This is a genomic window from Rhizobium sp. N731 (assembly GCF_001664145.1).
GTDB classification, from domain to species: Bacteria; Pseudomonadota; Alphaproteobacteria; order Rhizobiales; family Rhizobiaceae; genus Rhizobium; species Rhizobium esperanzae.
This window is the reverse complement of record NZ_CP013601.1, coordinates 842,025-866,577: the sequence shown is the minus strand read 5'-3', so window position 1 is coordinate 866,577 and position 24,553 is coordinate 842,025. Positions and strand designations below refer to the sequence as shown.

25 protein-coding genes are annotated in these 24,553 nt (G+C 62.3%); 14 read left to right on the top strand and 11 right to left on the bottom strand.

The window, feature by feature from the left end; translation table 11 throughout:
• Positions 1-23 precede the first annotated feature (23 nt).
• Positions 24-1,661 carry a chaperonin GroEL gene (gene groL, locus AMK02_RS04280; protein WP_064800813.1) on the top strand — a complete coding sequence of 546 codons (1,638 nt, stop codon included), beginning with the start codon at positions 24-26 and terminating at the stop codon, positions 1,659-1,661.
• Positions 1,662-2,267: 606 nt separating this feature from the next.
• Entirely contained in the window at positions 2,268-2,714 is a 447-nt protein-coding gene (locus AMK02_RS04275; RefSeq protein WP_064800812.1) for a hypothetical protein, read from the top strand.
• 96 nt (positions 2,715-2,810) lie between these two features.
• Here AMK02_RS04275 and AMK02_RS04270 read toward each other — a convergent pair whose 3' ends face one another.
• Positions 2,811-3,521, bottom strand: coding sequence for a glutathione S-transferase family protein (locus tag AMK02_RS04270; protein ID WP_064800811.1), 711 nt, complete (start codon positions 3,519-3,521; stop codon positions 2,811-2,813).
• Positions 3,522-3,724: 203 nt separating this feature from the next.
• On the opposite strand from AMK02_RS04270, the gene AMK02_RS04265 reads away from it, so the two are divergent.
• Positions 3,725-4,144, top strand: a complete 420-nt coding sequence (locus AMK02_RS04265) for a DoxX family protein (RefSeq protein WP_064800810.1) — start codon at positions 3,725-3,727, stop codon at positions 4,142-4,144.
• Positions 4,145-4,221: 77 nt separating this feature from the next.
• Here the strand turns inward: AMK02_RS04265 and hisG are convergent, their stop codons facing one another.
• The 3 genes from hisG to hisS all read right to left on the bottom strand — a co-directional run bounded on the left by hisG (position 4,222) and on the right by hisS (position 7,787).
• The gene (gene hisG, locus AMK02_RS04260; protein ID WP_064800809.1) at positions 4,222-4,917 is read right to left on the bottom strand and encodes an ATP phosphoribosyltransferase; all 696 of its coding nucleotides are present in this window, start codon (positions 4,915-4,917) and stop codon (positions 4,222-4,224) included.
• Positions 4,914-6,035 (bottom strand): ATP phosphoribosyltransferase regulatory subunit, encoded by a 1,122-nt coding sequence (locus AMK02_RS04255; protein ID WP_064800808.1) that lies wholly within the window; start codon positions 6,033-6,035, stop codon positions 4,914-4,916. Before AMK02_RS04255 ends, hisG begins: the two co-directional genes overlap by 4 nt.
• A 180-nt stretch (positions 6,036-6,215) precedes the next feature.
• Positions 6,216-7,787 carry a histidine--tRNA ligase gene (gene hisS, locus AMK02_RS04250; protein WP_064800807.1) on the bottom strand — a complete coding sequence of 524 codons (1,572 nt, stop codon included), beginning with the start codon at positions 7,785-7,787 and terminating at the stop codon, positions 6,216-6,218.
• 129 nt (positions 7,788-7,916) lie between these two features.
• Here hisS and AMK02_RS04245 point away from each other — a divergent pair, with 129 nt between their 5' ends.
• The 3 genes from AMK02_RS04245 to copM all read left to right on the top strand — a co-directional run bounded on the left by AMK02_RS04245 (position 7,917) and on the right by copM (position 9,546).
• Positions 7,917-8,681: a hypothetical protein gene (locus AMK02_RS04245; RefSeq protein WP_064805915.1), complete on the top strand. Its 765-nt coding sequence runs from the start codon at positions 7,917-7,919 to the stop codon at positions 8,679-8,681.
• A 60-nt stretch (positions 8,682-8,741) separates the two neighbouring features.
• Positions 8,742-9,110: a hypothetical protein gene (locus AMK02_RS04240; protein ID WP_064800806.1), complete on the top strand. Its 369-nt coding sequence runs from the start codon at positions 8,742-8,744 to the stop codon at positions 9,108-9,110.
• A gap of 76 nt (positions 9,111-9,186) precedes the next feature.
• The gene (gene copM, locus AMK02_RS04235; protein WP_064800805.1) at positions 9,187-9,546 is read left to right on the top strand and encodes a CopM family metallochaperone; all 360 of its coding nucleotides are present in this window, start codon (positions 9,187-9,189) and stop codon (positions 9,544-9,546) included.
• A 230-nt stretch (positions 9,547-9,776) separates the two neighbouring features.
• Here copM and AMK02_RS04230 read toward each other — a convergent pair whose 3' ends face one another.
• Complete coding sequence (locus tag AMK02_RS04230; protein ID WP_064800804.1) at positions 9,777-10,826, bottom strand: aldo/keto reductase; 1,050 nt, start codon at positions 10,824-10,826, stop codon at positions 9,777-9,779.
• A gap of 254 nt (positions 10,827-11,080) precedes the next feature.
• On the opposite strand from AMK02_RS04230, the gene AMK02_RS04225 reads away from it, so the two are divergent.
• A complete protein-coding gene (locus AMK02_RS04225) occupies positions 11,081-11,785 on the top strand; it encodes an HAD family hydrolase (RefSeq protein WP_064800803.1) in 705 nt (234 codons plus the stop codon).
• A 12-nt stretch (positions 11,786-11,797) separates the two neighbouring features.
• On the opposite strand, the gene AMK02_RS04220 is transcribed toward AMK02_RS04225, so the two are convergent.
• Complete coding sequence (locus tag AMK02_RS04220) at positions 11,798-12,295, bottom strand: hypothetical protein (RefSeq protein ID WP_064800802.1); 498 nt, start codon at positions 12,293-12,295, stop codon at positions 11,798-11,800.
• Complete coding sequence (locus AMK02_RS04215; RefSeq protein WP_064800801.1) at positions 12,292-12,921, bottom strand: DNA-3-methyladenine glycosylase I; 630 nt, start codon at positions 12,919-12,921, stop codon at positions 12,292-12,294. Before AMK02_RS04215 ends, AMK02_RS04220 begins: the two co-directional genes overlap by 4 nt.
• A gap of 229 nt (positions 12,922-13,150) precedes the next feature.
• Between AMK02_RS04215 and AMK02_RS04210 the strand changes: the two genes are divergently transcribed.
• From AMK02_RS04210 to AMK02_RS04200, 3 genes are all read left to right on the top strand, one after another.
• Positions 13,151-13,897 (top strand): L,D-transpeptidase, encoded by a 747-nt coding sequence (locus AMK02_RS04210; protein WP_064800800.1) that lies wholly within the window; start codon positions 13,151-13,153, stop codon positions 13,895-13,897.
• Positions 13,898-14,032: 135 nt separating this feature from the next.
• Positions 14,033-14,725 (top strand): L,D-transpeptidase, encoded by a 693-nt coding sequence (locus tag AMK02_RS04205; RefSeq protein ID WP_064800799.1) that lies wholly within the window; start codon positions 14,033-14,035, stop codon positions 14,723-14,725.
• 122 nt (positions 14,726-14,847) lie between these two features.
• Positions 14,848-15,522 (top strand): outer membrane protein, encoded by a 675-nt coding sequence (locus AMK02_RS04200; protein WP_064805913.1) that lies wholly within the window; start codon positions 14,848-14,850, stop codon positions 15,520-15,522.
• A gap of 120 nt (positions 15,523-15,642) precedes the next feature.
• Here the strand turns inward: AMK02_RS04200 and AMK02_RS04195 are convergent, their stop codons facing one another.
• The 4 genes from AMK02_RS04195 to AMK02_RS04180 all read right to left on the bottom strand — a co-directional run bounded on the left by AMK02_RS04195 (position 15,643) and on the right by AMK02_RS04180 (position 20,312).
• The gene (locus tag AMK02_RS04195; protein WP_064800798.1) at positions 15,643-16,080 is read right to left on the bottom strand and encodes a hypothetical protein; all 438 of its coding nucleotides are present in this window, start codon (positions 16,078-16,080) and stop codon (positions 15,643-15,645) included.
• Positions 16,081-16,123: 43 nt separating this feature from the next.
• Positions 16,124-17,434 (bottom strand): glycolate oxidase subunit GlcF, encoded by a 1,311-nt coding sequence (gene glcF / locus AMK02_RS04190; RefSeq protein ID WP_064800797.1) that lies wholly within the window; start codon positions 17,432-17,434, stop codon positions 16,124-16,126.
• A gap of 242 nt (positions 17,435-17,676) precedes the next feature.
• On the bottom strand, positions 17,677-18,876 hold the full coding sequence (locus tag AMK02_RS04185; RefSeq protein WP_064800796.1) for an FAD-binding protein: 1,200 nt from the start codon (positions 18,874-18,876) through the stop codon (positions 17,677-17,679).
• Entirely contained in the window at positions 18,873-20,312 is a 1,440-nt protein-coding gene (locus tag AMK02_RS04180) for an FAD-linked oxidase C-terminal domain-containing protein (protein WP_064800795.1), read from the bottom strand. The genes AMK02_RS04185 and AMK02_RS04180 overlap by 4 nt, the downstream gene beginning before the upstream one ends.
• A gap of 157 nt (positions 20,313-20,469) precedes the next feature.
• Here AMK02_RS04180 and AMK02_RS04175 point away from each other — a divergent pair, with 157 nt between their 5' ends.
• From AMK02_RS04175 to AMK02_RS04160, 4 genes are all read left to right on the top strand, one after another.
• Positions 20,470-21,366, top strand: a complete 897-nt coding sequence (locus AMK02_RS04175) for a LysR family transcriptional regulator (protein WP_064800794.1) — start codon at positions 20,470-20,472, stop codon at positions 21,364-21,366.
• Between the two features lie 355 nt (positions 21,367-21,721).
• Positions 21,722-22,231 (top strand): NUDIX hydrolase, encoded by a 510-nt coding sequence (locus AMK02_RS04170; RefSeq protein WP_064800793.1) that lies wholly within the window; start codon positions 21,722-21,724, stop codon positions 22,229-22,231.
• 62 nt (positions 22,232-22,293) lie between these two features.
• On the top strand, positions 22,294-23,793 hold the full coding sequence (locus tag AMK02_RS04165) for an inorganic phosphate transporter (RefSeq protein WP_064800792.1): 1,500 nt from the start codon (positions 22,294-22,296) through the stop codon (positions 23,791-23,793).
• 17 nt (positions 23,794-23,810) lie between these two features.
• Complete coding sequence (locus AMK02_RS04160) at positions 23,811-24,548, top strand: 16S rRNA (uracil(1498)-N(3))-methyltransferase (protein ID WP_064800791.1); 738 nt, start codon at positions 23,811-23,813, stop codon at positions 24,546-24,548.
• Positions 24,549-24,553: the final 5 nt, after the last annotated feature.

Below are 24,553 nucleotides of genomic sequence, written 5' to 3'. Positions count from 1 at the left end.
AATCGAATTCAGGAGTCACAAACATGGCAGCTAAAGAAATCAAGTTTGGCCGCACCGCGCGCGAAAAGATGCTGCGCGGCGTCGACATTCTCGCCGATGCAGTCAAGGTCACGCTCGGCCCGAAGGGCCGTAACGTCATCATCGACAAGTCCTTCGGCGCGCCGCGCATCACCAAGGACGGTGTTTCGGTCGCCAAGGAAATCGAACTCGAAGACAAGTTCGAAAACATGGGCGCCCAGATGGTCCGCGAAGTTGCTTCGAAGACCAACGACATTGCCGGCGACGGCACCACGACCGCAACCGTTCTTGCCCAGGCGATCGTTCGCGAAGGCGCCAAGGCCGTTGCCGCCGGCATGAACCCGATGGACCTGAAGCGCGGCATCGATCTCGCCGTCGCCGAAGTCGTCAAGGATCTCCAGGCCAAGGCCAAGAAGATCAACACCTCGGAAGAAGTCGCTCAGGTCGGCACGATCTCCGCAAACGGCGAGCGCCAGGTTGGCCTCGACATTGCCGAAGCCATGCAGAAGGTCGGCAACGAAGGCGTCATCACGGTTGAAGAAGCCAAGACCGCCGAGACCGAACTCGAAGTCGTCGAAGGCATGCAGTTCGACCGCGGCTACCTCAGCCCCTACTTCGTCACCAACCCGGAAAAGATGGTCGCCGACCTCGAAGACGTCTTCATTCTCCTCCACGAGAAGAAGCTCTCGAACCTGCAGTCGATGCTCCCGGTTCTCGAAGCCGTCGTCCAGACCGGCAAGCCGCTCCTCATCATCGCTGAAGACGTCGAAGGCGAAGCCCTTGCGACGCTCGTCGTCAACAAGCTGCGTGGCGGCCTGAAGATCGCTGCCGTCAAGGCGCCTGGCTTCGGCGACCGCCGCAAGGCCATGCTCGAAGATATCGCCATCCTGACGGGCGGCACCGTGATCTCCGAAGACCTCGGCATCAAGCTCGAGAGCGTCACGCTCGACATGCTCGGCCGCGCCAAGAAGGTTTCGATCTCCAAGGAAAACACCACGATCGTCGACGGTTCGGGCGCCAAGTCCGACATCGAAGGCCGTGTTGCCCAGATCAAGGCCCAGATCGAAGAAACCACCTCCGACTACGACCGCGAAAAGCTGCAGGAACGCCTTGCCAAGCTCGCCGGCGGCGTTGCCGTCATCCGCGTCGGCGGTTCGACGGAAGTCGAAGTGAAGGAAAAGAAGGACCGCATCGACGACGCCCTCAACGCGACGCGCGCTGCCGTTCAGGAAGGCATCGTACCGGGCGGCGGCGTTGCCCTGCTGCGTTCTTCCGTCAAGATCAACTCCAAGGGTATCAACGACGACCAGGAAGCCGGCATCAACATCGTTCGCCGCGCTCTGCAGGCTCCGGCCCGCCAGATCGCTGAAAACGCTGGTGACGAAGCTTCGATCGTCGTCGGCAAGATCCTCGACAAGGATCAGGACAACTACGGCTACAACGCCCAGACCGGCGAATATGGCGACATGATCGGCATGGGCATCATCGACCCGGTCAAGGTCGTTCGCACCGCCCTGCAGGACGCGGCTTCCGTCGCATCGCTGCTGATCACCACCGAAGCCATGATCGCCGAGCTGCCGAAGAAGGACGCTCCGGCTATGCCGGGCGGCATGGGCGGCATGGGTGGAATGGACATGATGTGATAGGCCAAAGGCCTTTCGCACATCATCCATGAAACTGGACAGGAAGGGCGGCCCTCGGGTCGCCCTTTTCTTTTGGCCGCGGCGATTCGATCCGTTGCGCACTATTTTATGCCGTGCAGCGCGTCAGCCCACCTCGAAGCTTTCGTCAGGCTTGCGTCACCGCTTATTTTCGATCCCACGAAACGGGAGGAGGAGGTCGGTATCTTGCCGTCGTCTGCTGTGCGCCATCGGGTGAAAACGCTTTAAAGTGCCAAAAACAGCAATTTTTGCTACTTTTCTGACGAAACCGGCCGGGGGAATGCGGGAGCCTCTAGAAAATAGCCGCCGCACCGTCTCTGAAAAAGGCGTTGCCGTTTGTTTAAAAGCTCCTATAAATCCGCGCAGCAATTGACGTGCGCCCCGGCGATAATTTTCGCCTCAAACGAGGCCGGAGCGCGAAAAAGCGACGCCAGAACGTTCGGTTTGAAGGTTCCGTTTCGGAAGCCCGATGGCTGTGGCGATGAGCGGCGAATGCCGGCGCGGACATAATGTCCGCTGCTACATGATCCTGTTTCTTGTGTTTGACGTGCGTGCGGCGGAGGAGCCGCATCCGAACTGGGGAACGCCTTGTTTAAGATCGCCAAAGCCAATGCAGCCGTGCCCTTGATGACTGGCTCGCTGAACGACAACCATCAAAATCACCAGATGCTGGCGCAGTTGTCGGTTTCCGAAAGCTGGACCGGAGATTTTTCGAGCGGCCTGATCCGTCTCGGCAAATGGAGCGCGATGCTGCACGGCCTCACCGCCGAGGAATGCGGGCTGCTGAACCTGATCCGCTGCTACGATGGCAAGGATCGCTCCCGCGTGCTGGAATTGTTCGAGCAGGCGGCGACGCACTGCTCCTCCTTCTGCTTTTCGACGACGATCATCATGCCGAACGGCTTGCGCCAGCCGCTGTTCTGCATGGGCGAGTCGAACGGGCTCGAGGAGAAATACAGCGGCAGCATGACCGGCATCTTCATCTTTCCCCGCTTCAAGCTGGAAGGCGCAAGGCAGATCACACGCCGGCAATAAGACCGCCAGTCCCCTCGCCCCGTTTACGGGGAGAGGCTAAGGTGAGGGGCAGCCTCACGGCAGCCGCCTGCGGCAAGGGCGGCTTTGTGCTTTCCGTTACTCCGGCTTGACCGGAATATTCAGACCCCTTTCGCTGGCCGGACGGGCGATGCAGCGCTCCAGCCAATCGGAAACCGCGGGGAATTTCGCATATTCGAGCACCTCGCGGCCGCCATAGAAGATGTCGGCGCCGCGAACCCAGGTGAAAGTGGTGATATCGGCGATCGTATATTGATCGCCCATGATCCATTGACGACCCTGCAGCCGGCCTTCGAGCACGCCGAGCAGGCGTTTGGATTCATCGCGGTAGCGCTCCATCGGATAGGAATTGTTGGCGACCTTGTCGGCGGCGAATTTGTGGAAATGGCCGAACTGGCCGAACATCGGGCCGATGCCAGCCATCTGGAAAAAAACCCATTGAATGCATTCGTAGCGGCCGGCGGCATCCTCGGGGATGAGCTTGCCGGTCTTTTCGGCGAGATAGAGCAGGATGGCGCCGGATTCGAACAGGCCGATCGGCTTTCCCCCGGGCCCGTTCGGATCGATGATCGCCGGAATGCGGCCGTTCGGATTGAGAGATTCGAATTCCGGCGACTTCTGCTCGTTGGCGGCAAAGGAAATATAGTGCGGCTCATAGGGGAGCCCGAGCTCTTCGAGGGCGACCGATACCTTCACCCCGTTCGGCGTCTGAAGGGAATAGAGCTGGATGATGTCGGGGTTTTTCGCCGGCCAGCGCATGGTGATCAGAAATGCGGAAAGATCTGCCATAAGAGACTCCATATTAACAGCCGACCATAGGAGACGAGGCTCCGGAAAAGCAAGCGATGGTATCGTTCCAGATTATTGAACGAAGCGTCCCCTTCTGTTTATCTTTCCATGACGGAAGAAATAGGCGAGATAGGGGTATCAGAGATCCACAGCGTGCCGGGGGCACCAAGATCTCCAGAGCCCTTCAAACGGAGACAACATCCATGTCGAACGCCATCATCCTGATTGCCCGCATTCTTCTGTCTTTCATGTTCATCCTTTCCGGCTTCATGAAGCTAACCGATCCTGCCGGTACTGCGGGCATGATCGCCGGTGCCGGCCTGCCGGCAGCAACCCTGTTGGCCTATGTCGCAGGCCTTTTCGAACTGCTCGCCGGCCTTGCGGTTCTCACCGGCTTCCAGGTCCGCATTGCCGGCTGGCTGCTCGCCGCCTTCTGCGTCTTCACGGGCGTTGCCTTCCACCTGCCCTACGCAAGCGGCACGGAACTCGTGAACATTCTCAACCAGATCATGGTCATGAAGAACATCACGCTGGCCGGCGCGTATATCCTGCTCGCCACCGCCGGTGCCGGTGCCTATTCGATCGACGCGCGGCGTGGTCTGCAGGCCGTTGCTGCCCGCTAATTCCATCTCCTCCCAAGCATGCAAAACCCGCCGTCATTGAACTGACGGCGGGTTTTCTTACGCGTTGACAGTGGAGATCAGAGGGCCGCGCGTACCGCGTCGACGATCGCCTGCACCACGGGTTGATCTGCATGGCTCTCCTTGCGGGCGCGCACGAGGCAAGCCTCTGAATGCAGGATGACGCCGTCCTGGAGCACCTTCAGATGATTGGCGCGCAGGGTCGAACCGGTGGAGGTGATATCGACGATGATATCGGCCGAACCGGACGCCGGAGCGCCCTCGGTTGCGCCCAGGCTTTCAACGATGCGATAAAGCTGAATGCCGTGCTGGCTCGAAAAGAACTGCTGGGTCAGGCGCCAGTATTTGGTGGCGATGGCAAGGCGCCTGGAGTGGCGGGCGCGGAAATCGGCGGCGACATCGCCGAGATCGGCCATGGTCTCGACATCGAGCCAGATCTCGGGCACCGCGACGACGACATCGGCGTGGCCGAAGCCGAGCCGGGCGCAGAATTCGACACGCTTGTCGACTTCGGCAAAACCTTCCCGCATCAGATCCTCGCCGGTGACGCCGAAATCGACGGTGCCGTTGCCGAGCTCGCGGGAGATTTCCGACGCCGACAGGAAGGCAACCTCGACATCGTCCCAGCCTTCGACGCGGCCGCGATAGGAGCGGTCGTTGCCGACAGCCGATATCGGCATGCCGGCCCGTTCGAAGATTGCCGAAGCGTCGTCCTTCATCCGGCCCTTGGAGGGAAGCGCGATGGTTATGGTCATGCGGCTGCCCTTTCGGTTTCGATGCGGTCGAGCCAGAAGGAGAAGCCGACGGCCGGAATGCGGTCCGTCGCGCCGAGGAAGGTCAACAGCCGGTCGAAGCGGCCGCCGCCGGCCAGAACCGCGCTCGAGCCTTCCACCGTCATCTCGAAGACAAGGCCGGTGTAATAGTCGAGCGGACGTCCGAAAGCGGCGCGGTAGTCCAGGCAGGACAGATCGACGCCGGTATCGGCAAGGGCGGCGACGCGACCGTTGAAGCGCGACAGCGCATTACCGAGCTTCAGGCCGGCAGCGTCGGCAAAGCCGGCAAGGGCTGCGGACGCATTGACGAGCGGCACATGCAGCGACAGGAACTCTTCCAGCACATGGAAGGCGGCATTGTCGAGACGCGTCTCGGACAGGACGAGCTTTTCCTTGAGGCGTCGGGCGATTTCCAGCGGCGAGCGGCTGGCATTCGTCGAATAACCAGTCGCCTGCATCTCGTGCTCGATATGGGCGACCAGCGCCGGCTCGTTGCCTGAGGCAACAAGCCTGGCGATATCGTCGTCGAGGCCGGTGACGAATTGCGGGCTGACGAGGCCGGCCAGCAGCGCCTCCAGCTGCGTCATGTTGCCGAAAGCGTGGATCAGCCGCTTCTGCCACCCGAGCGGCAGGCCGAGCGCCTGGACGACTGCCTCGAACACCGCCTGATCGCCCAACGTCACGGCTAAGCGCCGGCCCGGCAGAAGGCGGGCGAGAATGCCTGTGGCGTCACCGATGGCGCGCGCATCGGCGCCCGGTATGTTGATGTCGCCGAGATCCTCGATGCCGGCCTGGTAGAATTCATTGGCGCCATCGCGCCGCTGGCGGAAGACCTCGCCGAGATAGGCGTAACGCTTCGGCGTGCCGGTTGCCGTCTCGATGTGGCGCAGGCAGACAGGGATGGTGAATTCCGGACGCAGGCAGAGGCTGGCGCCGGTTTCGCTCTCGGTCATGAAGATGCGGCGGCGCAGATCCTCGCCGGCGATGTCGAGGAACGGCTCGGCCGGCTGAATGACCGGCGTATCGATGCGCTCGGCGTTGCGGGCGTCAAATTCGGAGAGCAGGTCCGTGGAGAATTCGGGGAGATTGATCAGGGGCATAGGCTGAACTTCCCTCTTCTCCCCAGCGGGGAGAAGATGCCCGACAGGGCAGATGAGGGGGATGAGGAGTGGAAACGACGAATGTCCTGAGCGGCGAGCGAAGGACAGCTTGTGCTATGTCGCCCCCTCATCCGACCCTTCGGGCCACCTTCTCCCCGAAGGGAGAAGGGGAGATCCTTCTCAAATGTCGTCATCGGTGTCACCGGCCTGGGTGGGATCATAGGGAATTTCGAGGCCGAGGGCAGCCCTCTTCCGATCCTCCGCTTGCGCCGCAAGGATCTCCCTCACCTTGGCGACCAGGTCGGCTTCCGGCACAGTCTCCTGGGCCACGCGGGCTTCGCGCCAGCTGGCATTGTCCTCGATCTCGCCGGAAAGCCGTTTGCCCTCGATCAGATCCTTGATCTGCACGACACCGTCGGCGCGTTCGTCGCCGCCCTGGATGATGGCGATGGGGCAACCGCGGCGGTCGGCATATTTCAGCTGGTTGCCGAATTTCTTCCAGTTGCCCTGGAACATCTCGGCACGAATGCCGGCGGCGCGCAGTTGCTGCGTCATCTTCTGATAACGGCCCATCGCCTCGACATCACCGTCCATGACGGTCACCAGCACCGGCTCGATCACCGCGCTGGCTCCGAGCTTGCCAAGGTTCTTCAGCGCCGTCATCAGGCGGGAGACGCCGATCGAAAAGCCGGTCGCCGGCACCGGCTGCCCCATGAAACGGGAAACCAGGCCGTCATAACGGCCGCCGCCGGCGACGGAACCGAAGACGACCTTCTCGCCCTTCTCGTTGGTGACGTCGAAAAGAAGCTCCGCCTCATAGACCGGGCCGGTATAATATTCGAGGCCGCGAACGACGGAGGGATCGATCTTGATGCGATAGGCGCCATAGCCGGCGCTTGAAACGAGCGCACCGATGAAATCCAGCTCCTCGACGCCTTCGCCGCCCTTCGAGGTTCCCGCGACGAGTTCGGCGAGGCGGCCGGCGCTTTCGGTGTAATCCTTGATGCCTACGAAGAACAGAACCTTGTCGATCTGCTCCTGGTTGAGCCCGGCGCCCTTAGTGAAATCGCCGGATTCATCCTTGCGACCGGGACCGAGCAGCAGCGAGACACCTTCCGGGCCGAACTTGTCGAGCTTGTCGATGGCGCGCAGCACCGCTAACCGCTGGCCAGCCTTGTCGTCGCCACCGAGGCCAATCGCCTCCAGCACGCCGTCCAGAACTTTGCGGTTGTTGACGCGGATGACGTAGTCGCCGCGCTTGATGCCGAGAGCTTCCAGCGTATCGGCCATCATCATGCACATTTCCGCGTCCGCCTGAACACCAGGCGCGCCGACCGTATCGGCATCGAACTGCATGAACTGACGGAAGCGGCCCGGGCCCGGCTTCTCGTTGCGGAAGACGTAACCGGCGCGATAGGTGCGGTAAGGCAGCTGGATCTCGTTGAAGTTCTCGGCGACATGGCGGGCGAGCGGCGCCGTCAGGTCGTAACGCAGCGACATCCACTGCTCGTCATCATCCTGCAGTGAGAAGACGCCCTCGTTCGGCCGATCGCTGTCGGGCAGAAACTTGCCGAGCGCATCGGTATATTCGAACAGCGGCGTTTCCACAGGATCGAAACCATAGTGCTCATAGACTTCCCGGATCTTTGCCGTCATCTCGTTGACGGCGCGGATATCGTCGGCCGAGCGGTCGACGAAGCCGCGCGGCAGGCGGGCCTTGAGCTTTTGCGGTTTCTTCTGCTTGTCGTTCATTTCCGGGAATTCCGCTGACTGTGACAGTGGCGGTGTCCTAGCGGATTGGGCGGGGAGCGGCAAGGGCGAAGGGCCTTGATGGCGCTACCAGAATCGATCGAACAATGCGGCCTTGTTCAGAATGCGGATATGCTCATGATCACCGAGGCGCTCCTCTATGCCGCGACATTGCCGCTGACCGGCAAGCCCCATCGGAAGTTCATCCGCTATTCCGTCAATCTCTGGTCGCGGGCCGGACGTTGCGCCGGGGATTGGGCCGACCACGAGGAGCAGAGCCGCAACGCTATCCGTGCAGCGGCGGCCGGCCTCAGGCAGAAGCGGACCGCCGTCGTGCTCGGCTCCGGCCTGTTGCGGGACGTGCCGATCGGCGAACTGGCACGCGATTTCGACACGGTCGTGCTCATCGATCTCGTTCATCTCGCCTCGGTGCGGCTCTGGCTTGCGGCCAAGGGCTATCGCAACGTCCGGCTGATCGAGCGCGATCTCTCCGGCTACGACGATCTCGCCGCCGGTCAGGAGCCCGAACCGCTCGGCTTTCTGCGCAACGTGCCCTATCTCGATTTCGTGGTTTTCGCCAATCTCCTGTCCCAGATCGGCCGCGGCGTGCAGCGGCGCCATGAAGCCGAGGCGACCGGTCGAATGCCTGAAGACACGGTGGAGAGGCTGATCGCGGCGCATCTCAGCGGCCTTTCCGGACTTTCCTGCCGGCACTGCCTCGTGACCGACATCGCCTATGCCGTCATCGATCGCAACGGTAAAACACATGAGGAGGCCGACCTGCTGCACGGCGTCGCCCCGCCGCCGGCGAAAGCGGTCTGGACATGGCCGGTCGCTCCGCTCGGCGAGGAGAGCAGGGATTACCGGATCGAACACAAGGTCATTGCCGGCTGGTGATCGGGATGTGCCCCCCGGCGGTACTTGGCTTGCAGCCGGCATTCACCTATATCAGACGCCATGCGCATGCTCGCCCTCATCACGATGTTTCTCGGCTGGCTGGTCTACAGCGCCATGTCGGCATGGGCGGGCTGTCCGACATGCGCGTCGATGAATGCGCCGGTTGCCGTCGACAGCGGCAGCATGCACCACGAAATGGCTGGCATGCATAAGCCGAAAGAAGCGGGCCAGGCCGCTCCCTTGAAAGATCCCTGCGCCAGCGGAAACTCTGCACATATGCCGCTTTGCGCCGCCTGTCTTCTGCTGCCGCCGGCAGTGATGGCCGTGGCCGGCGGAAAAGCCGATTTCGGCTATCCCGCGCCGCCGCTTGCCCGCGCCCTCGATGACAACAGGCCTGCTCCACAGGCGCCCCCTCCCCGACTGGTCTGATATTGGATTTTCCATGCAGAATGGCCGGCTTCGGCTGCCCGGAAAACTCTATTGTCAGACAGAGGAAGGAACTCTCATGTCTTTGAAAATCATCACGCTTACCGCAATGCTTGCCGCTTTTGCCGCCCCCGCTTTTGCCGAAGACAAGCCCATGGATATGAGCAAGCCAATGGGCAGCCACGACGCGGCGAGCCACGCCTTCAGCGAGGCGAACGACAAAATGCACAAGAATATGATGATCGAGTATAGCGGCGATGCCGACGTCGATTTCGTCCGCGGCATGATCCCGCACCATCAGGGCGCGATCGACATGGCCAAGGTCGAGCTCCAATACGGCAAGGATCCTAAAATCCGCAAGCTCGCCGAAACGGTCATCAAGGCGCAGGAAGCCGAGATCGAGGAGATGAACGCCTGGCTCAAGCCCCACGGCAAGTAAACGATCGCTGCCAGAGGCTGCTAACAACCACTGCAACACCCACGACGTCATCCTCGGCCTTGTGCCGAGGATCTGCTGCGATCGAATTAAGCGATTGGAAAATATTTGTTTTCCCGTCAAATAATTGCTGTGCTCAGATGCTCGGCACAAGGCCGGGCATGACGGAGGAGAAGTAGTCAACAAACTAGGGAACGCCTTATATCAGGCGTTCCCTACTGGTTCGAGCGACCTCAGTCCTTCGCCTCGAAATCCGCCGGCCGGCGGCCCGCGCCCTGCCGCGACAGCATCCAGCCAGGATACTCCGGAGCAAGGGCACTCACCTCGTCGAGCTTTTTCAAATCATCTTCATCGAGCTTCAGCTTGACGGCAGCGAGGTTCTGGTCGAGCTGGTCGACGCGCTTGGCGCCGATGATCACCGTCGTGACGAAAGGCTTGGCGAGAATATAGGCGAGCGCCACGGTCGCGACGCTGACGCCGTGCTTTTCGGCGATCTCGCGCATGACGGCGACGCAGGCCCAGGCCCGGTCCCTGTCGACGGGCGGGAAGTCGAAACTAGCGCGGCGGCCCTCGCCGTTGCCGGGGGCGCCCGGACCATACTTGCCGGAGAGCAGGCCGCCGGCGAGCGGCGACCAGACCATCAGGCCGAGCTTTTCCTCCTGCATCATCGGCACGATGTCCCGTTCGAGATCGCGGCCGGCGATGGAATAATAGGCCTGCACGGTTTCGAAGCGGGCAAAGCCGCGGCGTTCGGAGAGACCGAGCGCCTTTGAAATACGCCACGCCTGCCAGTTGGAAACGCCGATATAACGCACGAGGCCGCGCGAAACGAGATCGTCGAAGGCGCGCAGCGTCTCCTCGATCGGCGTCACCGTATCGGTCGCGTGGATCTGGTAGAGATCGATATGATCTGTCTGCAGGCGCTTGAGGCTCGCCTCGACCGAATCCATGATGTGGCCGCGCGAGGCGCCGCGGTCGTTCGGCTGGTCGCCCATGACGCCATAGACCTTGGTGGCGATGACGACGTCCTTGCGGGGGATGTCGAGGTTCTTCAGCGCCTGACCGAGCAGCCTTTCGGACTCGCCGGATGAATAGACGTCGGCCGTATCGATGAAATTGACGCCTGCTGCAAGCGAGCGCTCGACGATCCGATCGGCGGCATTCTGGTCGACATCGGCGATGGCGCCCCACATGCTGCCTTCTTTGGCTTCGCCGAAGGTCATCGTGCCCAGGCAGATTTCCGAGACGAAAAGTCCCGTATTTCCGAGTTGATTGTAACGCATGGTCGAAAAAATCCTTTGTGTCTGCCGCAAGAGGGACTTGCGAACGGAAGAACTTCATCTTTTGATTATTGGCCTGCGCGCGACAGGCACAGCCGTGGCTGGCTGCTGGGTGAGGCCCATTCGATGTAGTGCGACGGCGACGCTTTTCAACGCCAAGCCTTGTCGCATCGAAGGCGGACGCCCTTGTCTCGACATAGCCCTTGTCTCGACACAGGCGGCCGATAGATTGCGGCCATAGTTCAAGAGGTGCGCATGTGACGACCCGAGCACTGACGACGATCGGCTTCGATGCCGACGACACGCTTTGGCAGAACGAACAATATTACCGACTGACGGAAGCCCATTTTACCGAGCTTCTTGCCGATTTCGCCGAAGGCCCGAAGATTTCCGAGCGGCTGCTGGAAGCGGAGAAACGCAATCTTCGCCATTACGGCTTCGGCATCAAGGGCTTCACGCTGTCGATGATCGAGACGGCGATCGAGATCACCGAGGGCAAAGTGCCGGCCAGCGTCATCGCCAAAATCCTCGATACCGGCCGCGACCTCCTCAGCCATCCGGTCGAGACCATGCCGCATGCGCGCGACACGCTGGAGGCGCTTGCCGGCAAATATCTGCTGGTCGTGATCACCAAGGGCGATCTCTTCGACCAGGAGCGCAAGCTTGCCCAATCCGGGCTCGGCGACTTCTTCGATGCGGTCGAGATCGTATCCGACAAGACGGCCGTCACCTATCGCCGCATCTTCGCCAAGGTCGGGGACGGGCCGGAGCGGGCGATGATGGTCGGCAATTCGCTGAAATCGGATATCGTGCCGGCGATCGCCGCCGGCAGTTACGGCGTCTTCGTGCCGCACGAACTCACCTGGGTGCTGGAACATGTGGACGAACCGACGGAGGCGCCGCGTTTTCGCAAGATCGGCCATCTCGGCGAATTGCGCGACCTGATCGAACAGCTGGCATAGCGGGGGCGTGCGTCATTTCGCCTTGGGAGGCGCCTTCGGAAACAGTGAGGGCGATTCCGGCTCCGGCGGCTGCTGCGGGGCGGCGGCCAACGGCTCGATCAAAATGCTGAAGGGAGCGCCGAGGCCGCGGCGCGGCGAGACCTTGGAGTAGTAGGGACGCAGCAGCCAGGTGGTGTTTTCCTTCACCGTCGTCTGGAAGCTCAAACCGTCCTCATCGGTGCCGAAGAAAGCTTCGTCGTCGGGTTTCGACAGGTCGAAGATCGCCAGGAAGGCGAACTTGCTCTTGGTGGAAAAATCGATCTTCACGTGCTGACCGGCGCGCACCGGCAGCGTGTAGACGTGGCCGCTGCCGAATTTCGTCCATCCCTTGAGCTGCATGGTGACGGCCGGAAACTGCAGCTTCTCCAGCTTCTCGCCGGGATCGAGCTGCGGCGTCTGCGCCGCGGCAAAGGCCGGCAAGAACAACAGGGCAAGTGCGGCGAACACTATTCTCACGGACAGATCTTTCATGGTCGAACCAGGACGGCGCGCATCGCCTCCACCTCGGGCCGGCAGAAACAGCCCTCGAGATGATCGTTGACGAGGCCCATCGCCTGCATGAAGGCATAAACTGTGGTCGGGCCGACAAAGGTCCAGCCGCGTTTCTTCAGATCCTTCGAAATGGTGACCGATGTCGGCGTCGTCGGATTGGCGACGATGTGTTCACGGTCGACCACAACAGGCCGCTCATTGTGGCCGGGTTCGTAGCGCCAGAAATAACGGGCGAGCGAGCCGAATTCGTCGCGGAGCACGATGGCGCGCCGGGCATTGTTGATCGTCGAAACGATTTTGCCGCGATGACGGATAATGCCGGCATCGGCCAGGCAGCGGGCCACATCCTTCTCACCGAAGAGGGCAACCTTCTCGAAATCGAAGCCGGCGAAGGCGGCGCGGAAATTCTCCCGCTTGCGCAGGATGGTCAGCCAGGAAAGCCCGGATTGGAAACCTTCGAGGCAGATCTTCTCGAAGAGGCGGATATCGTCGGTGACAGGGCGGCCCCATTCCTCGTCGTGATACTTGAGATAGTCCGGCAGGTTGGCGTGCCAGTGGCAGCGGCCCCTGCCGTCCTCGCCGATGATGATGCCAGTCGTGCTCATGTCCGCTTCGTTCTCCGGTCATGATTCCGGCCTTACCATTTGCAAACCATCTTTCCAAACCGATCGGTAACCCTGACGAAAAGTTTATTCGGCCGGTCGGTCTTTCATGGATCAATCTTTACCATTCGCTGGCGGATGGGGTGGCAGCGTCTTTCCCGGGCGGACCATCTCCGCCCAGGCGGACCCGTCCCGCCAGTCCATTTTCGGTCATTTGTAGAGAGTTCGTCCGATGATGAAACACCTTTTTCTTGCCGCAGCCTTCTGCGGCATCTTCTCCACGGCCGCCATTGCAGACGACCGCTACGCCACCCGCCCGCCTGTTATCCTCAGCCCCGATCTGACCGCACCATGGATCAACCAGCTCGGCGGCAAGGTCCGGCCGGTCGTCTATCAGCGCCCGGTCGTCCAGCCGCAGCAGCGCGGCCTCTTCCAGCGCCGCGTCATCCGCCAGGCGCCACAGCCCGTCCCCCAGACGGTTTCGGCGATCAATTCCGGCATCCCGGCGATCCGCCATCCGATCGAGCCGCAGTATCTGCCGCAGATGGTCGATTACGACACCACGGAAAAACCCGGCACCATCGTCATCGATACCAATAACCGCTTTCTCTATCTCGTCATGGACGGCGGCAAAGCGCGGCGTTACGGGGTCGGTGTCGGCAAGCCCGGCTTCGAATGGGCCGGCGCCCACAAGATCACCCGCAAGACGGAATGGCCGGACTGGGCGCCGCCTTCCGAGATGATCAGCCGCGAGGCCGCCAAAGGCCACTATCTGCCGGCGCGCATGGACGGCGGCCCGGAAAACCCGCTCGGCGCCCGCGCCATGTATCTCGGCTCGACGCTCTATCGCATCCATGGCACCAATGCGCCCTGGTCGATCGGCAGCGCTGTTTCGTCCGGCTGCATCCGCCTGCGCAACGAGGACGTCGTCGATCTCTACGACCGCGTCAACGTCGGAACCCGCGTCATCGTCATGTAAAGACACAGGCGATATCTTGGAAGCCGCAAGAACAGGCGGTTTCCTTCAGCGAAATTGCTTTATCCGGCCGGGTCGATCTTGAATCGAGCAGGAGTTCATGTAGCTTCGGGCGAATTTGCTTGAGGGGAATCGATCATGATCAAACTAATGCCGGGTCTGGCTGCCGCCGGACTTGTCTTGTCCTTGATGTCTACATCCGCCTTTGCAGCACCGGCCGGCTCCACGCCCGACAATACACGGGCTCCGGCGCAGATCGTGCGCGTCGCGCAGATGCCGAAATATGTGAAGCCGCAGTTCAAGCGCAAGAAAGTGCGCCTGGTGACGACGGAAGTGGCCGGCACCGTCATCATCGATACCAACAACAAGTATCTCTACCTTGTCGAAGGCAACAACCGCGCCACCCGCTACGGCATCGGCGTCGGCCGCGACGGCTTCGGCTGGTCGGGCATCGTCAAGATCGGCCGCAAGGCCGAATGGCCGGCCTGGACGCCGCCGGCCGAAATGCGCCGCCGCGAAGCCGCCAAGGGCCACATCATCCCCGCCTTCCAGGAAGGCGGGGAGGACAATCCGCTCGGTGCGCGCGCCATGTATCTCTATCAGGGCGGCCGCGACACCATCTTCCGCATCCATGGCACCAACCAGCCCTGGACGATCGGCCTCAACATGTCTTCCGGCTGCATCCGCATGATGAACGAGGACGTGATGCATCTTTATGATCGTGCCCCCGTCGGCACCAAGGTGATCGTCATCGGTCCCGGCAACAAGCAGGGCAAGGTGGCATTCGAGGACCGGGGCATCGACGTGTTGCGCACGATGTTCGGCGGCTGAGCAACACTTGCGAAAAAACGAAAGGCGCATTCTGACGCGCCTTTTCTTTTCCTTAGACTTTACGGCGGAAAGCTGGCACTGGTGCCTAAGAGTCGACATATTTGCAATATCGGGGCTATTCAATGACATATGCGCTGCGTTCCTCCGCCTCCCTGCTTGCGGGCATCGCGCTTTTCACCATCTGTTCAGCAGCCTCCGCCTCGGCGGAAGACCTGGAATTCTCCATTTACGGCGGCTATCAGACCGCGCCGCACAGTGGCGTCGACGTCTCGGACGGCACGCATTTTACGGCCGGCTGGGAAGGCAAATCCTTCGGCGCCCCGCCCTATTATGGCGGCCGCGTCACCTGGTGGCTCGAGAATTTCAACAAGCCGAACTGGGGTATCTCGCTCGATTATACCCATGACAAGGTCTATGCCGACGACGACACGCTCGCCAAGGCCGGCTGGTCGCATTTCGAGTTCACCGACGGCCTGAACCTGCTCACCGTGAACGGTCTCTATCGCTTCCAGGATCCGACCCGCCGCTGGACGCCCTATCTCGGCGCCGGCATCGGCGTGAACATTCCGCATGTCGAAGTGATTCGCCCCGAGGGCAAGACCTGGGCTTACGAATTCGGCGGCGTGACGCTGCAGGCCCAAGCCGGCGTCGACTTCAAGGTGACCGACCGCTGGTCGACCTTCGTCGAATACAAAGGCACCTATTCGCGCGTCGACGTTCCGATCGACAGCGGCGACCGGCTGAAGACCAATATCTTCACCAACGCCGTCAATGTCGGCGTATCGTTCCACTGGTAATGATTGAAATTCAGCTGCGGCGTTAGAGCGGTTCAGCTTTTCATGAAAGCAGGACCGCTCTAACCTTTTGTTTGGCGCAATTTCGGACGGAAAACCGCTTCACACTTTCCTGAAATTGCTCTATTTCGTGCCGCAGCTGACCTTGCCCTCGGCGGCGTAAGGTTTGCTGCCGCCCTCGATTGTCAGGGAATAGGTGCCGCTGAAATTCGCCGCCGGCTTGCCGCGGGCGCCGGCAACCACCACCAGATCCAGCGTTGCGCCGCTGGTATCGTCACCGCCGCCGTCGAAGACTTCCAGGAGCAGTTCGCCATCGCGCGACCAGTGATTGCTCAGATGCTGCGATTCGAACAGACGTTTTGCAAAAGCCGCTTGCGCGGGATCCTTGACAATAAGCGCGCCGCGGAAATGGTTGAGCCTATGGCCGCCTTCGTTTGCAAAACCGCTTTCGAGGGTGAACCGCGCCTGCGCGTCATCGGCGGAACAGAATAGGCGGCTGTCGGCATGGGCCGCGCCTGCCGCACCGAGCAGTCCCGCAAATACAATCATTCCCCGCCACATCGCCCAACCTCCCGGGAGCAGCCCGAATGGGCCTGCATTCCCTTCAGCCTAACGGCAAACCGGTTAATTTTTCCGGCACAGCGCCGCCATAGGCCCAATCGAGAAGCTCGACCGTATGCAGGATCGGGATCTCGGTGCCGGTGGCGATCTGAGTGATGCAGCCGATATTGCCGGTGGCGATGATATCGGCCTTGGTGGCTTGGATGTTTTTGACCTTGCGCGCCTTCAGCTCCGCCGAAATCTCCGGCTGCATGATGTTGTAGGTGCCGGCCGAGCCGCAGCAGAGATGGCCTTCGGCCGGATCGCGCACAGTGAAGCCCGCCGCCTTCAGCAGTTGCTTTGGCGCAAGGGTGATGCGCTGGCCGTGCTGCATCGAACAAGCCGAATGATAGGCGACCGTGATGCCCCTCGGCATATGGGCCGGCAGGTCGAGGGTCGCCAGATATTCGGCGATGTCCTTTGCCAGCGCCGAGACCCTCGCCGCCTTTGCGGCATAGGCGGGGTCGAGGCGCAGCATGTGACCGTAATCCTTGATCGTCGTGCCGCAGCCCGATGCGGTGATGATGATCGCATCGAGGCCATGGCTCTCGATCTCGCGCGTCCAGATATCGACATTGGTGCGGGCGCTTGCGAGCGCCTGTTCGGCCCGGCCCATATGATGGACCAGCGATCCGCAGCAGACCTCACCTTCCGGCGCCACAACCTCGATGCCGAGCCGCGTCAGCAGTCGGATCGCTGCGGCGTTGATGCCGGGATCGAGCACCGGCTGGGCGCAGCCGGTGAGAATCGCCACCCGGCCGCGCCGCGCCGTCTCGGGCCGATGGGTGCCGGGTTTTGAAAAGTCTGAAGGCGCGGGGATGCGGCGTGGCGCAAGCGCCAGCATAGCGGCAAAGGGTTTGAGTGCCGCTCCCCGCATCAGGCCGGCAAAGGGGCGGCCGAGACGGGCGAGATGGAGCGCCAGGCGGAAACGGCCGGGATAGGGCAGTACGGCCGCGAGAATGGCGCGCGTCAGCCGGTTCATGAACGGCCGCCTGTAAGTCTTTTCGATATGGGCGCGGGCGTGATCGACCAGATGCATATAGTCGACGCCCGAGGGACAGGTGGTGACGCAGGCAAGGCAGGAGAGACAGCGGTCGATATGGGTGACGACCTCGGCATCGGCGGCACGGCCGTTTTCCAGCATGTCCTTGATCAGGTAGATGCGGCCGCGCGGGCTGTCGAGCTCGTTGCCGAGCGTCACATAGGTGGGACAGGTGGCGGTGCAGAAGCCGCAGTGGACGCATTTGCGCAGGATCTGCTCGGATTCGGCGACATGGGGATCGAGCAGTTGCGACGGGGTGAAGTTGGTTTGCATCTAGCGGGGCCTCCGCTTGGGGGGCGCTGTGCCTGGGGCACCCCCCTCTGTCCTGCCGGACATCTCCCCCACAAGGGGGGAGATCAACAAGAGGTGGGACCATCGCCCATTCTCTGCCGTATTCCAACTGCAGTGCCCCAGTTGTTTGGGGAAGCCGCTGCCGCGATCCGATCTCCCCCATTGTGGGGGAGATGTCCGGCAGGACAGAGGGGGGTAACTCGCGCGCAGAGCCATCTTATCGCTCACCCCATCTTCCCCGGATTAAAAATCCCCGCCGGATCGAACTTTTCCTTCACCCGCCGCGACAGCATCGCCACCGCCTCCGGCTCCGGATGAAAGGCAGCCGTTGCCGCCCTCGCCACCGCCGACGCGCGGATCAGCGTCGCATGGCCACCGCCGAGCGCCATGATGAAGCGGCGGACCAGCTCCGCTTCGGGGTCTGCCTCCATCCTCATCCAGACGAGACCGCCCTGCCAGTCGTAGAAGGCGTCGACGCCGGCTTCGAGGCGAAGTGCCGCGACCAGCTGATGGCCGGTTCCTGGGGCGACCGAGACGCGCCAGACCGGCCGCGTCGTGCCATCGGCATAGGGCAGCACGTCGCGGATCTCCTGCCAGAGCCTGCGGCTTTCCGGCTCATCCAGCCGCGTCACCGTGGCAAAGGCCGACATCGCCGCCGCAAGTTTTTCGATGCGCACGTCGACCGAACCGGGCAGGCCTTCGACGCGCAGAACCGTCGCCTCGCCCTCGGGCAATTTGCCGGCAAGGAATTTCCAGGTCACGGTCAGCGGCAGATGGGCGGCACTGGAGACCTCGACCGGCAGCGCCATCGCCGCCGCCATGGCATTGGCCGCTTCGGCATCGTTGAGGCCGGACAGAACCAGCGTCTGTTCGGTCTTCGGGCGCGGCGGCACGCGAAAGGTCAGTTCGGTGAGAAAACCCAGCGTGCCGTGCGAGCCGGCGATCAGCTTGACGAGATCGAGGCCGGTGACGTTCTTCATCACCCGGCCGCCGGCCTTGATGATCTCGCCCCTGCCGTTGACGAAGCGCACGCCGAGCAGGCTGTCGCGGGCGGCCCCCGCAATGAGGCGGCGCGGGCCGGAAACATTGGCGGCAAAGACGCCGCCGATCGTCGGCTCGCCCGACCTGCGCATGACTGGGCGATGATCCATCGGCTCGAAGGCAAGCATCTGGCCACCTTCGGACAGGGCCGCCTCGACTTCCGCAAGCGGCGTACCCGAGCGAGCTGTCATGACCATCTCGCCGGGATTGTAGGCGACGATGCCGGAAAGCCTGGTCGATCGCAGCCGGTCTTCTGATGCAACGGCATTGCCGAAACCCGAGCGCGTATCACCGCCACAGACAGCGAGCGGCCGGTTCGTCTCCGCATGTGCTAGGACGATGGCCGCCGCCTGTTCCTCGCTTGTCGGCATCAGGTCGATCATGCGGCAGGGCGCCCTTCGAGCGGGAAGACCTTCGACGGGTTGAGGAGCCAGCCGGGATCGAAGGCGGCGCGCACCGCCATCTGCTGGGCGAGATCGGCCTCCGAATGCTGATGGCGCATCAGGTCGCGCTTTTCGATGCCGACGCCGTGTTCGCCGGTGAGGCAGCCGCCGGCGTCGACGCAGAGCTTGAGGATATCGTTGCCGGCGGCTTCTGCGCGGGCGGCATCCTCGGGGTCGTTGGCATTGAAGAGGATGAGCGGATGCATGTTGCCGTCGCCGGCATGAAAGACGTTCGCGACCCTCAGGCCATAATGATCGACGATCTCAGTGGTCTTCTTCAGCACATAAGAAAGCTGGCTGAGCGGCACGGTGCCGTCCATGCAGATATAGTCGGCGATGCGGCCGGTGGCGCCGAAGGCGGATTTGCGCCCCTTCCAGATCAGCGCCGCCTCGGTGGCCGACTGGCATTCGCGCACGGTCTTTACAGCATGGCGGCGGGCGATCTCGACGATGTCTTTTAGGGTGGCGTCCATTTCGGCCTCCGAACCCTCGACCTCTACGATCAGCAGCGCCCCAACATCGAGGGGATAGCCGGCATGGGCGAAGGCCTCGCAGATCTCGATGGCCGGCTTGTCCATGAATTCGATCGCAACGGGGATGATGCCGGCGGCGATGACATCGGCGACGCAGGCGCCCGCATCTTCCGAACTCTCGAACCCGAAGAGCACCGGGCGCGCACCCTCCGGCTTGGCGATCAGCCGCACGGTCGCCTCGGTGACGATGCCGAGCTGGCCTTCATGGCCGCAGACGAGGCCGAGCAGGTCGTAACCGGCCGCATCAAGCGCCTTGCCGCCGAGCTCGATCACTGTGCCGTCGACCAGCACCATTCTGACGCCGAGCAGATTGTTGGTGGTGACGCCATATTTCAGGCAGTGGGCGCCGCCGGAATTCATGCCGATATTGCCGCCGATCGTGCAGGCGAGCTGCGAACTCGGATCAGGCGCGTAGAAAAAGCCGTCGGCCGAAACGGATTCGGAGATGTTGAGATTGGTGACACCGGCCTGAACCACTGCCACACGGTTCGGCAGATCGATTTCGAGAATGCTGTTCATCTTCGACAGGCCGAGCACAACGGCATCCTCCTGCGGAATGGCGCCGCCGGAAAGCGAGGTGCCGGCGCCGCGCGGCACCACGGGAATACCGTAACGGTGGCAATAACGCATGACGGCTGCCACCTCGGCCGTGGTGCGCGGCAGGGCGACGGCGAGCGGCAGGCGACGATAGGACACGAAGGCGTCGGTTTCGAACGGCACCAGCTCGCGCGCCTCATGAACCAGGCATTCCGGCGGCAGAAGATCGGTGAGATCGGCAACGATCCGGGCGCGGCGCGCCAGCACATCGGCGCGCGGGGCGAGAAACGGAATGGCGTCGGACATGGTGTCCTCCCTGACCCTGACGACCGGAAATCACAGCGGCAAGATGACAGCGGGACGGGCCGCCAGCCTCTGCCGCCGGTGAACCGGCTTAGCACTTTCCCGAAACTGGCGCAAATGCTAAGCACTTATGCCAAAAGGGGAAAAAGTTGAAAGCCTTATGACCAACCTGGGTGATCTCGAAATCTTTGCCAAGGTCGTTTCGACGGGAAGCATGTCGCTGGCCGGGCGGGCGCTCGGCTTTTCCCCGGCCGTCGTCTCCAAGCGGATCAAGCGGCTGGAGGACCGGCTCGGCACCCGGCTTCTGCAGCGCACGACGCGGCAGATCTCGCTGACGGAAGCCGGACAGGGTTTTTACGACCGCGTTCTCGGCATTCTCGCTGGGTTGGAGGAGGCCGAATTCTACATTTCCGGCCGCTCGGCGCAGATGCACGGCACGCTGAAGATCTCGGCGCCGACCTCGTTCGGCCGCATGCATATCGCGCCGCATCTGACGGCGTTCATGCAGGCCCACCCGGAGCTTGCGATCAACCTTGTGCTGACCGACGAGTTCAGCGACATCATCGGCGGCGGTTTCGATCTGGCGATCCGGATTGCCGAACTGACCGATTCCAGCCTCGTCGCCCGACGGCTGGCGCCGGTGCGCCGGCTGCTCTGCGCTTCGCCGGATTACCTGGCCGCGCATGGCGAGCCCAGGCATATCGACGACCTGAAACACCATCGCTGCCTGCCGGCACACAACAACGATACCTGGCGGCTGACCGGGCCGGATGGCGCCCTCAGCCTGCGGCCCGACGGCATGCTGATCACCAATTCCAGCGAGGTGATCCGCGAGGCTGTTATATCAGGCCTCGGGATCGCGCTGCGCTCCACCTGGGATATCGGCGAGGAACTCAAGGCCGGCCGCTTGGTGCAGGTGCTGCCCGCCTATGAGGGCTCGCACAATGTCACGCTTTCGGCCGTCTATCCCAGCCGACAGTTCCTGCCGGCCAAGGTGCGGCTGTTCATCGACTATCTCACCGAGCTGTACGGGCCGGTTCCCTATTGGGAGCGCTGACAGCACCTCACGTCAACGCGAAGGACCGAGACGGGCGTTTGCACGTTGGGCCGATGTCGGCCACGCCACCGGCGCCAAGGGGAGGTGCGGTTCTCCAAATCTGAAATCCCGGTGGAACAAACGGCCCCACCATTGATTTGGAGGCACGCCGGGATCATATTGTACACCTGTGCAACGCGACGCGTTCGAGACAGGAGGTGACGGTTTTTTCGAGCCTGCCCCAGCTCGATTTCCCTATGAAACAGGGAGAAACAATCGCTTTCGGATCGTGCCGCAAATTTTGGCTTGCGCAAGCTTTCCGTGATACAAGGTATATGAGCGATTCCTAACATCAACGACAAAGGTGACCCGACAATTGACCCTTCTCGCCCGACTGGCATCCGATGTGCAACTGATGTTCCGGCGCCCGCCGCGACAGCAATATGGTGCGCTCTGCTATCGAGTGGGGGACGATGATAAGCTCGAGGTTCTCCTGATGACGAGCCGCGATACCGGCCGCTGGGTCATTCCCAAGGGCTGGCCGATGAACGGTAAATGTGCGCACGAAGTCGCCGCACAGGAGGCCATGGAAGAAGCCGGGGTCAAGGGTTCAGTCGAAATGGAGACGCTTGGCGCCTACAGCTATCCCAAGGTGCTCCGGGATGGGGTGCGTGTATCTTGCAAGGTGCAAGTCTATCCGCTTGAAGTCACCGGCATGGCCAAAAATTTCAAGGAAAAGGGTGAACGCACCATCGAGTGGGTTTCGTTCGACGAAGCGGCCGGCCGCGTGCGCGAACCGGAGCTGCGCCACCTGTTCCTCGCCTTCAAGCGGAAGCTGACCGACAGGCTTTCGGCCAAAGCGGCGAAGCAAATCCCGGCGGAATGAATCCTGCCATCTTGCACTGCTAGAAAGGCAGCGTAGAAGCAGATTCATCCTTGGGAAAAAGAATGCCACCACGCCCTGCCGTCCTCACGAAACGCACGCTCGACAAAGACCTCGACAAGATCACTCATGTCGAGGATGTGGCCAAGCATGTGTTGCGACGGCTGGTGGCGCCGGGGCTGGGGCTGATCTTCGTCGGCCTGACCATGCTCTTTGCCGGTGTCTATGTGTTCGACCGCCCAGGAGCCATGCTCGTCGTGGCGGCGGCGGCCCTTGCCGGCTACATGGCGATGAATATCGGCGCCAATGACGTCACCAACAATGTCGGCGCGGCCGTCGGTGCGCGCGCCATGACGATGGGCCAGGCGCTCGTCATCGCCGCGATTTTCGAAGTCCTCGGCGCCACGATCGCCGGCGGCGAGGTGGTCAAGACGATCTCCTCCAACATCGTCGATGCCGTAGAGGTGCCGGAGGCAATACTCGGCTGGATCATGATGGCGGCGCTGATGGCCGCCGCCCTCTGGATCAACCTCGCCACCTGGATGAACGCGCCGGTTTCCACCACCCATGCGATCGTGGGTGCAGTGATCGGCGCCGGCATCTCGGCCGTCGGGACGGAGCCGGTGAACTGGCGGGTCATGCTGGAGATCACCTCGAGCTGGATCACCTCGCCGCTGATCGGCGGGCTGATTGCGGCCGGCCTGCTCTACCTCGTCAAGACGCTCATCATCTATCGCGACGACAAGATCGCGGCGGCGCGGCGCTGGGTGCCGGTGCTGGTCGCGTCGATGGCCGGCGCCTTCATGGCCTACATGGTTTTGCAGCTGTCGCCGATCGGCAGATTTCCGCCCTTCACCGTCATTCTGATCGGGATCGGTATCGGGCTGGTGAGCTGGCTTGCCGCCCGTCCTCTCGTCCTCGCGCAAGCGCGGGATCTTGAAAACCGCAACAGCTCACTGCGGGCGCTATTCCGGCTGCCGCTGATCGGCTCTGCGGCGCTGCTGTCCTTCGCGCATGGCGCAAACGACGTTTCGAACGCGGTCGGGCCGCTGTCGGCAGTCGTCCATTCGGCCGGCATCGGCGGCGACGGCGGCGTGGGCCATCCGCCCCTCTGGGTGATGCTGATCGGCGCCCTCGGCATCTCCGTCGGCCTGCTGCTCTTCGGGCCGCGCCTCATCCGCCTCGTCGGCGAGGAGATCACCAAGCTCAACCCGATGCGCGCCTACTGCGTCGCACTGTCGACCGCTTTCACCGTCATCGTCGCCTCCTGGCTAGGCCTGCCGGTCAGCACCACGCATATCGCCGTCGGCGCCGTGTTCGGCGTCGGCTTCTTCCGCGAATGGTATACCCGCCATTCGAAGCGCCGCATCGCCTATATCAGGCGCAAGGCCGACAGCTGGGAACTGGATGAACCGGAGGAGCCGAACATTCATGAAAGGCGGCGGCGCTATCTCGTGCGCCGCTCGCATTTCATGACGATCATCGCGGCCTGGATCATCACTGTACCGGTTTCGGGAGCGCTTGCGGCGATGATTTATTGGGTTATGTTCGCGCTCTTTGTCTGAAACCTCAGGTTTTTCGAATGCGCGCCAACTTCCGCATGCAACGGCTTTTCGTCGAAGCGCCGCTTTCCAGCGGCGCCATCGTGGAGGCGAATGCCGATCAGTTCAACTATCTCGCCAATGTGCTGAGGATGGAGAAAGCTGCGGACATCCTGCTCTTCAACGGCCGTGACGGCGAGTGGAAGGCCTCCCTCTCCTTCCCCACACGCAAACGCATCCAGCTGACGGCAACCGAGCAGACGCGGCCACAGCCGGCGCCTTGCGACCTGCATTATCTTTTCGCGCCGCTCAAAGTCGGGCGCATGGACTATCTGGTGCAGAAGGCGGTCGAAATGGGAGCAGGCCTGCTGCAGCCAGTCATGACCCAGCACGTGCAGGGCAAAATCACCAATCTCGACAAGCTGCGGGCCAATGTCGTCGAGGCGGCGGAGCAATGCGGCGTTCTCGGCATCCCTGCCGTGGCCGAACCGGTGAGACTTTCCGATCTGCTCGACCATTGGCCGAGCGAGCGGCGCATCATCTATTGCGACGAGGGCGATGCCGGGCAAAACCCGCTGCCGGTGCTGTCTGCCATCCAGGAACGCCATCTCGCTCTGCTCGTCGGGCCGGAAGGCGGCTTTTCGGAAGAGGAACGGGCGCGGCTTCGAAGCCTCGACTTCGTCACCGCCATTCCGCTCGGGCCGCGCATCCTCAGGGCCGATACGGCGGCCGTTGCGGCGCTGGCGGTGGTCCAGGCGACGATCGGCGACTGGACGTGACTGCG

Coding starts and splice junctions, on each gene's coding strand:
- groL (WP_064800813.1), top strand. CDS start 24: ATGGCAGCTAAAGAAATCAAGTTTGGCCGCACCGCGCGCGAAAAGATG.
- AMK02_RS04270 (WP_064800811.1), bottom strand. CDS start 3,521: ATGGCAGATCTTTCCGCATTTCTGATCACCATGCGCTGGCCGGCGAAA.
- AMK02_RS04265 (WP_064800810.1), top strand. CDS start 3,725: ATGTCGAACGCCATCATCCTGATTGCCCGCATTCTTCTGTCTTTCATG.
- hisG (WP_064800809.1), bottom strand. CDS start 4,917: ATGACCATAACCATCGCGCTTCCCTCCAAGGGCCGGATGAAGGACGAC.
- AMK02_RS04255 (WP_064800808.1), bottom strand. CDS start 6,035: ATGCCCCTGATCAATCTCCCCGAATTCTCCACGGACCTGCTCTCCGAA.
- hisS (WP_064800807.1), bottom strand. CDS start 7,787: ATGAACGACAAGCAGAAGAAACCGCAAAAGCTCAAGGCCCGCCTGCCG.
- AMK02_RS04245 (WP_064805915.1), top strand. CDS start 7,917: ATGCTCATGATCACCGAGGCGCTCCTCTATGCCGCGACATTGCCGCTG.
- AMK02_RS04240 (WP_064800806.1), top strand. CDS start 8,742: ATGCGCATGCTCGCCCTCATCACGATGTTTCTCGGCTGGCTGGTCTAC.
- copM (WP_064800805.1), top strand. CDS start 9,187: ATGTCTTTGAAAATCATCACGCTTACCGCAATGCTTGCCGCTTTTGCC.
- AMK02_RS04230 (WP_064800804.1), bottom strand. CDS start 10,826: ATGCGTTACAATCAACTCGGAAATACGGGACTTTTCGTCTCGGAAATC.
- AMK02_RS04220 (WP_064800802.1), bottom strand. CDS start 12,295: ATGAAAGATCTGTCCGTGAGAATAGTGTTCGCCGCACTTGCCCTGTTG.
- AMK02_RS04215 (WP_064800801.1), bottom strand. CDS start 12,921: ATGAGCACGACTGGCATCATCATCGGCGAGGACGGCAGGGGCCGCTGC.
- AMK02_RS04210 (WP_064800800.1), top strand. CDS start 13,151: ATGATGAAACACCTTTTTCTTGCCGCAGCCTTCTGCGGCATCTTCTCC.
- AMK02_RS04205 (WP_064800799.1), top strand. CDS start 14,033: ATGATCAAACTAATGCCGGGTCTGGCTGCCGCCGGACTTGTCTTGTCC.
- AMK02_RS04200 (WP_064805913.1), top strand. CDS start 14,848: ATGACATATGCGCTGCGTTCCTCCGCCTCCCTGCTTGCGGGCATCGCG.
- AMK02_RS04195 (WP_064800798.1), bottom strand. CDS start 16,080: ATGTGGCGGGGAATGATTGTATTTGCGGGACTGCTCGGTGCGGCAGGC.
- glcF (WP_064800797.1), bottom strand. CDS start 17,434: ATGCAAACCAACTTCACCCCGTCGCAACTGCTCGATCCCCATGTCGCC.
- AMK02_RS04185 (WP_064800796.1), bottom strand. CDS start 18,876: ATGATCGACCTGATGCCGACAAGCGAGGAACAGGCGGCGGCCATCGTC.
- AMK02_RS04180 (WP_064800795.1), bottom strand. CDS start 20,312: ATGTCCGACGCCATTCCGTTTCTCGCCCCGCGCGCCGATGTGCTGGCG.
- AMK02_RS04175 (WP_064800794.1), top strand. CDS start 20,470: ATGACCAACCTGGGTGATCTCGAAATCTTTGCCAAGGTCGTTTCGACG.
- AMK02_RS04165 (WP_064800792.1), top strand. CDS start 22,294: ATGCCACCACGCCCTGCCGTCCTCACGAAACGCACGCTCGACAAAGAC.
- AMK02_RS04160 (WP_064800791.1), top strand. CDS start 23,811: ATGCGCGCCAACTTCCGCATGCAACGGCTTTTCGTCGAAGCGCCGCTT.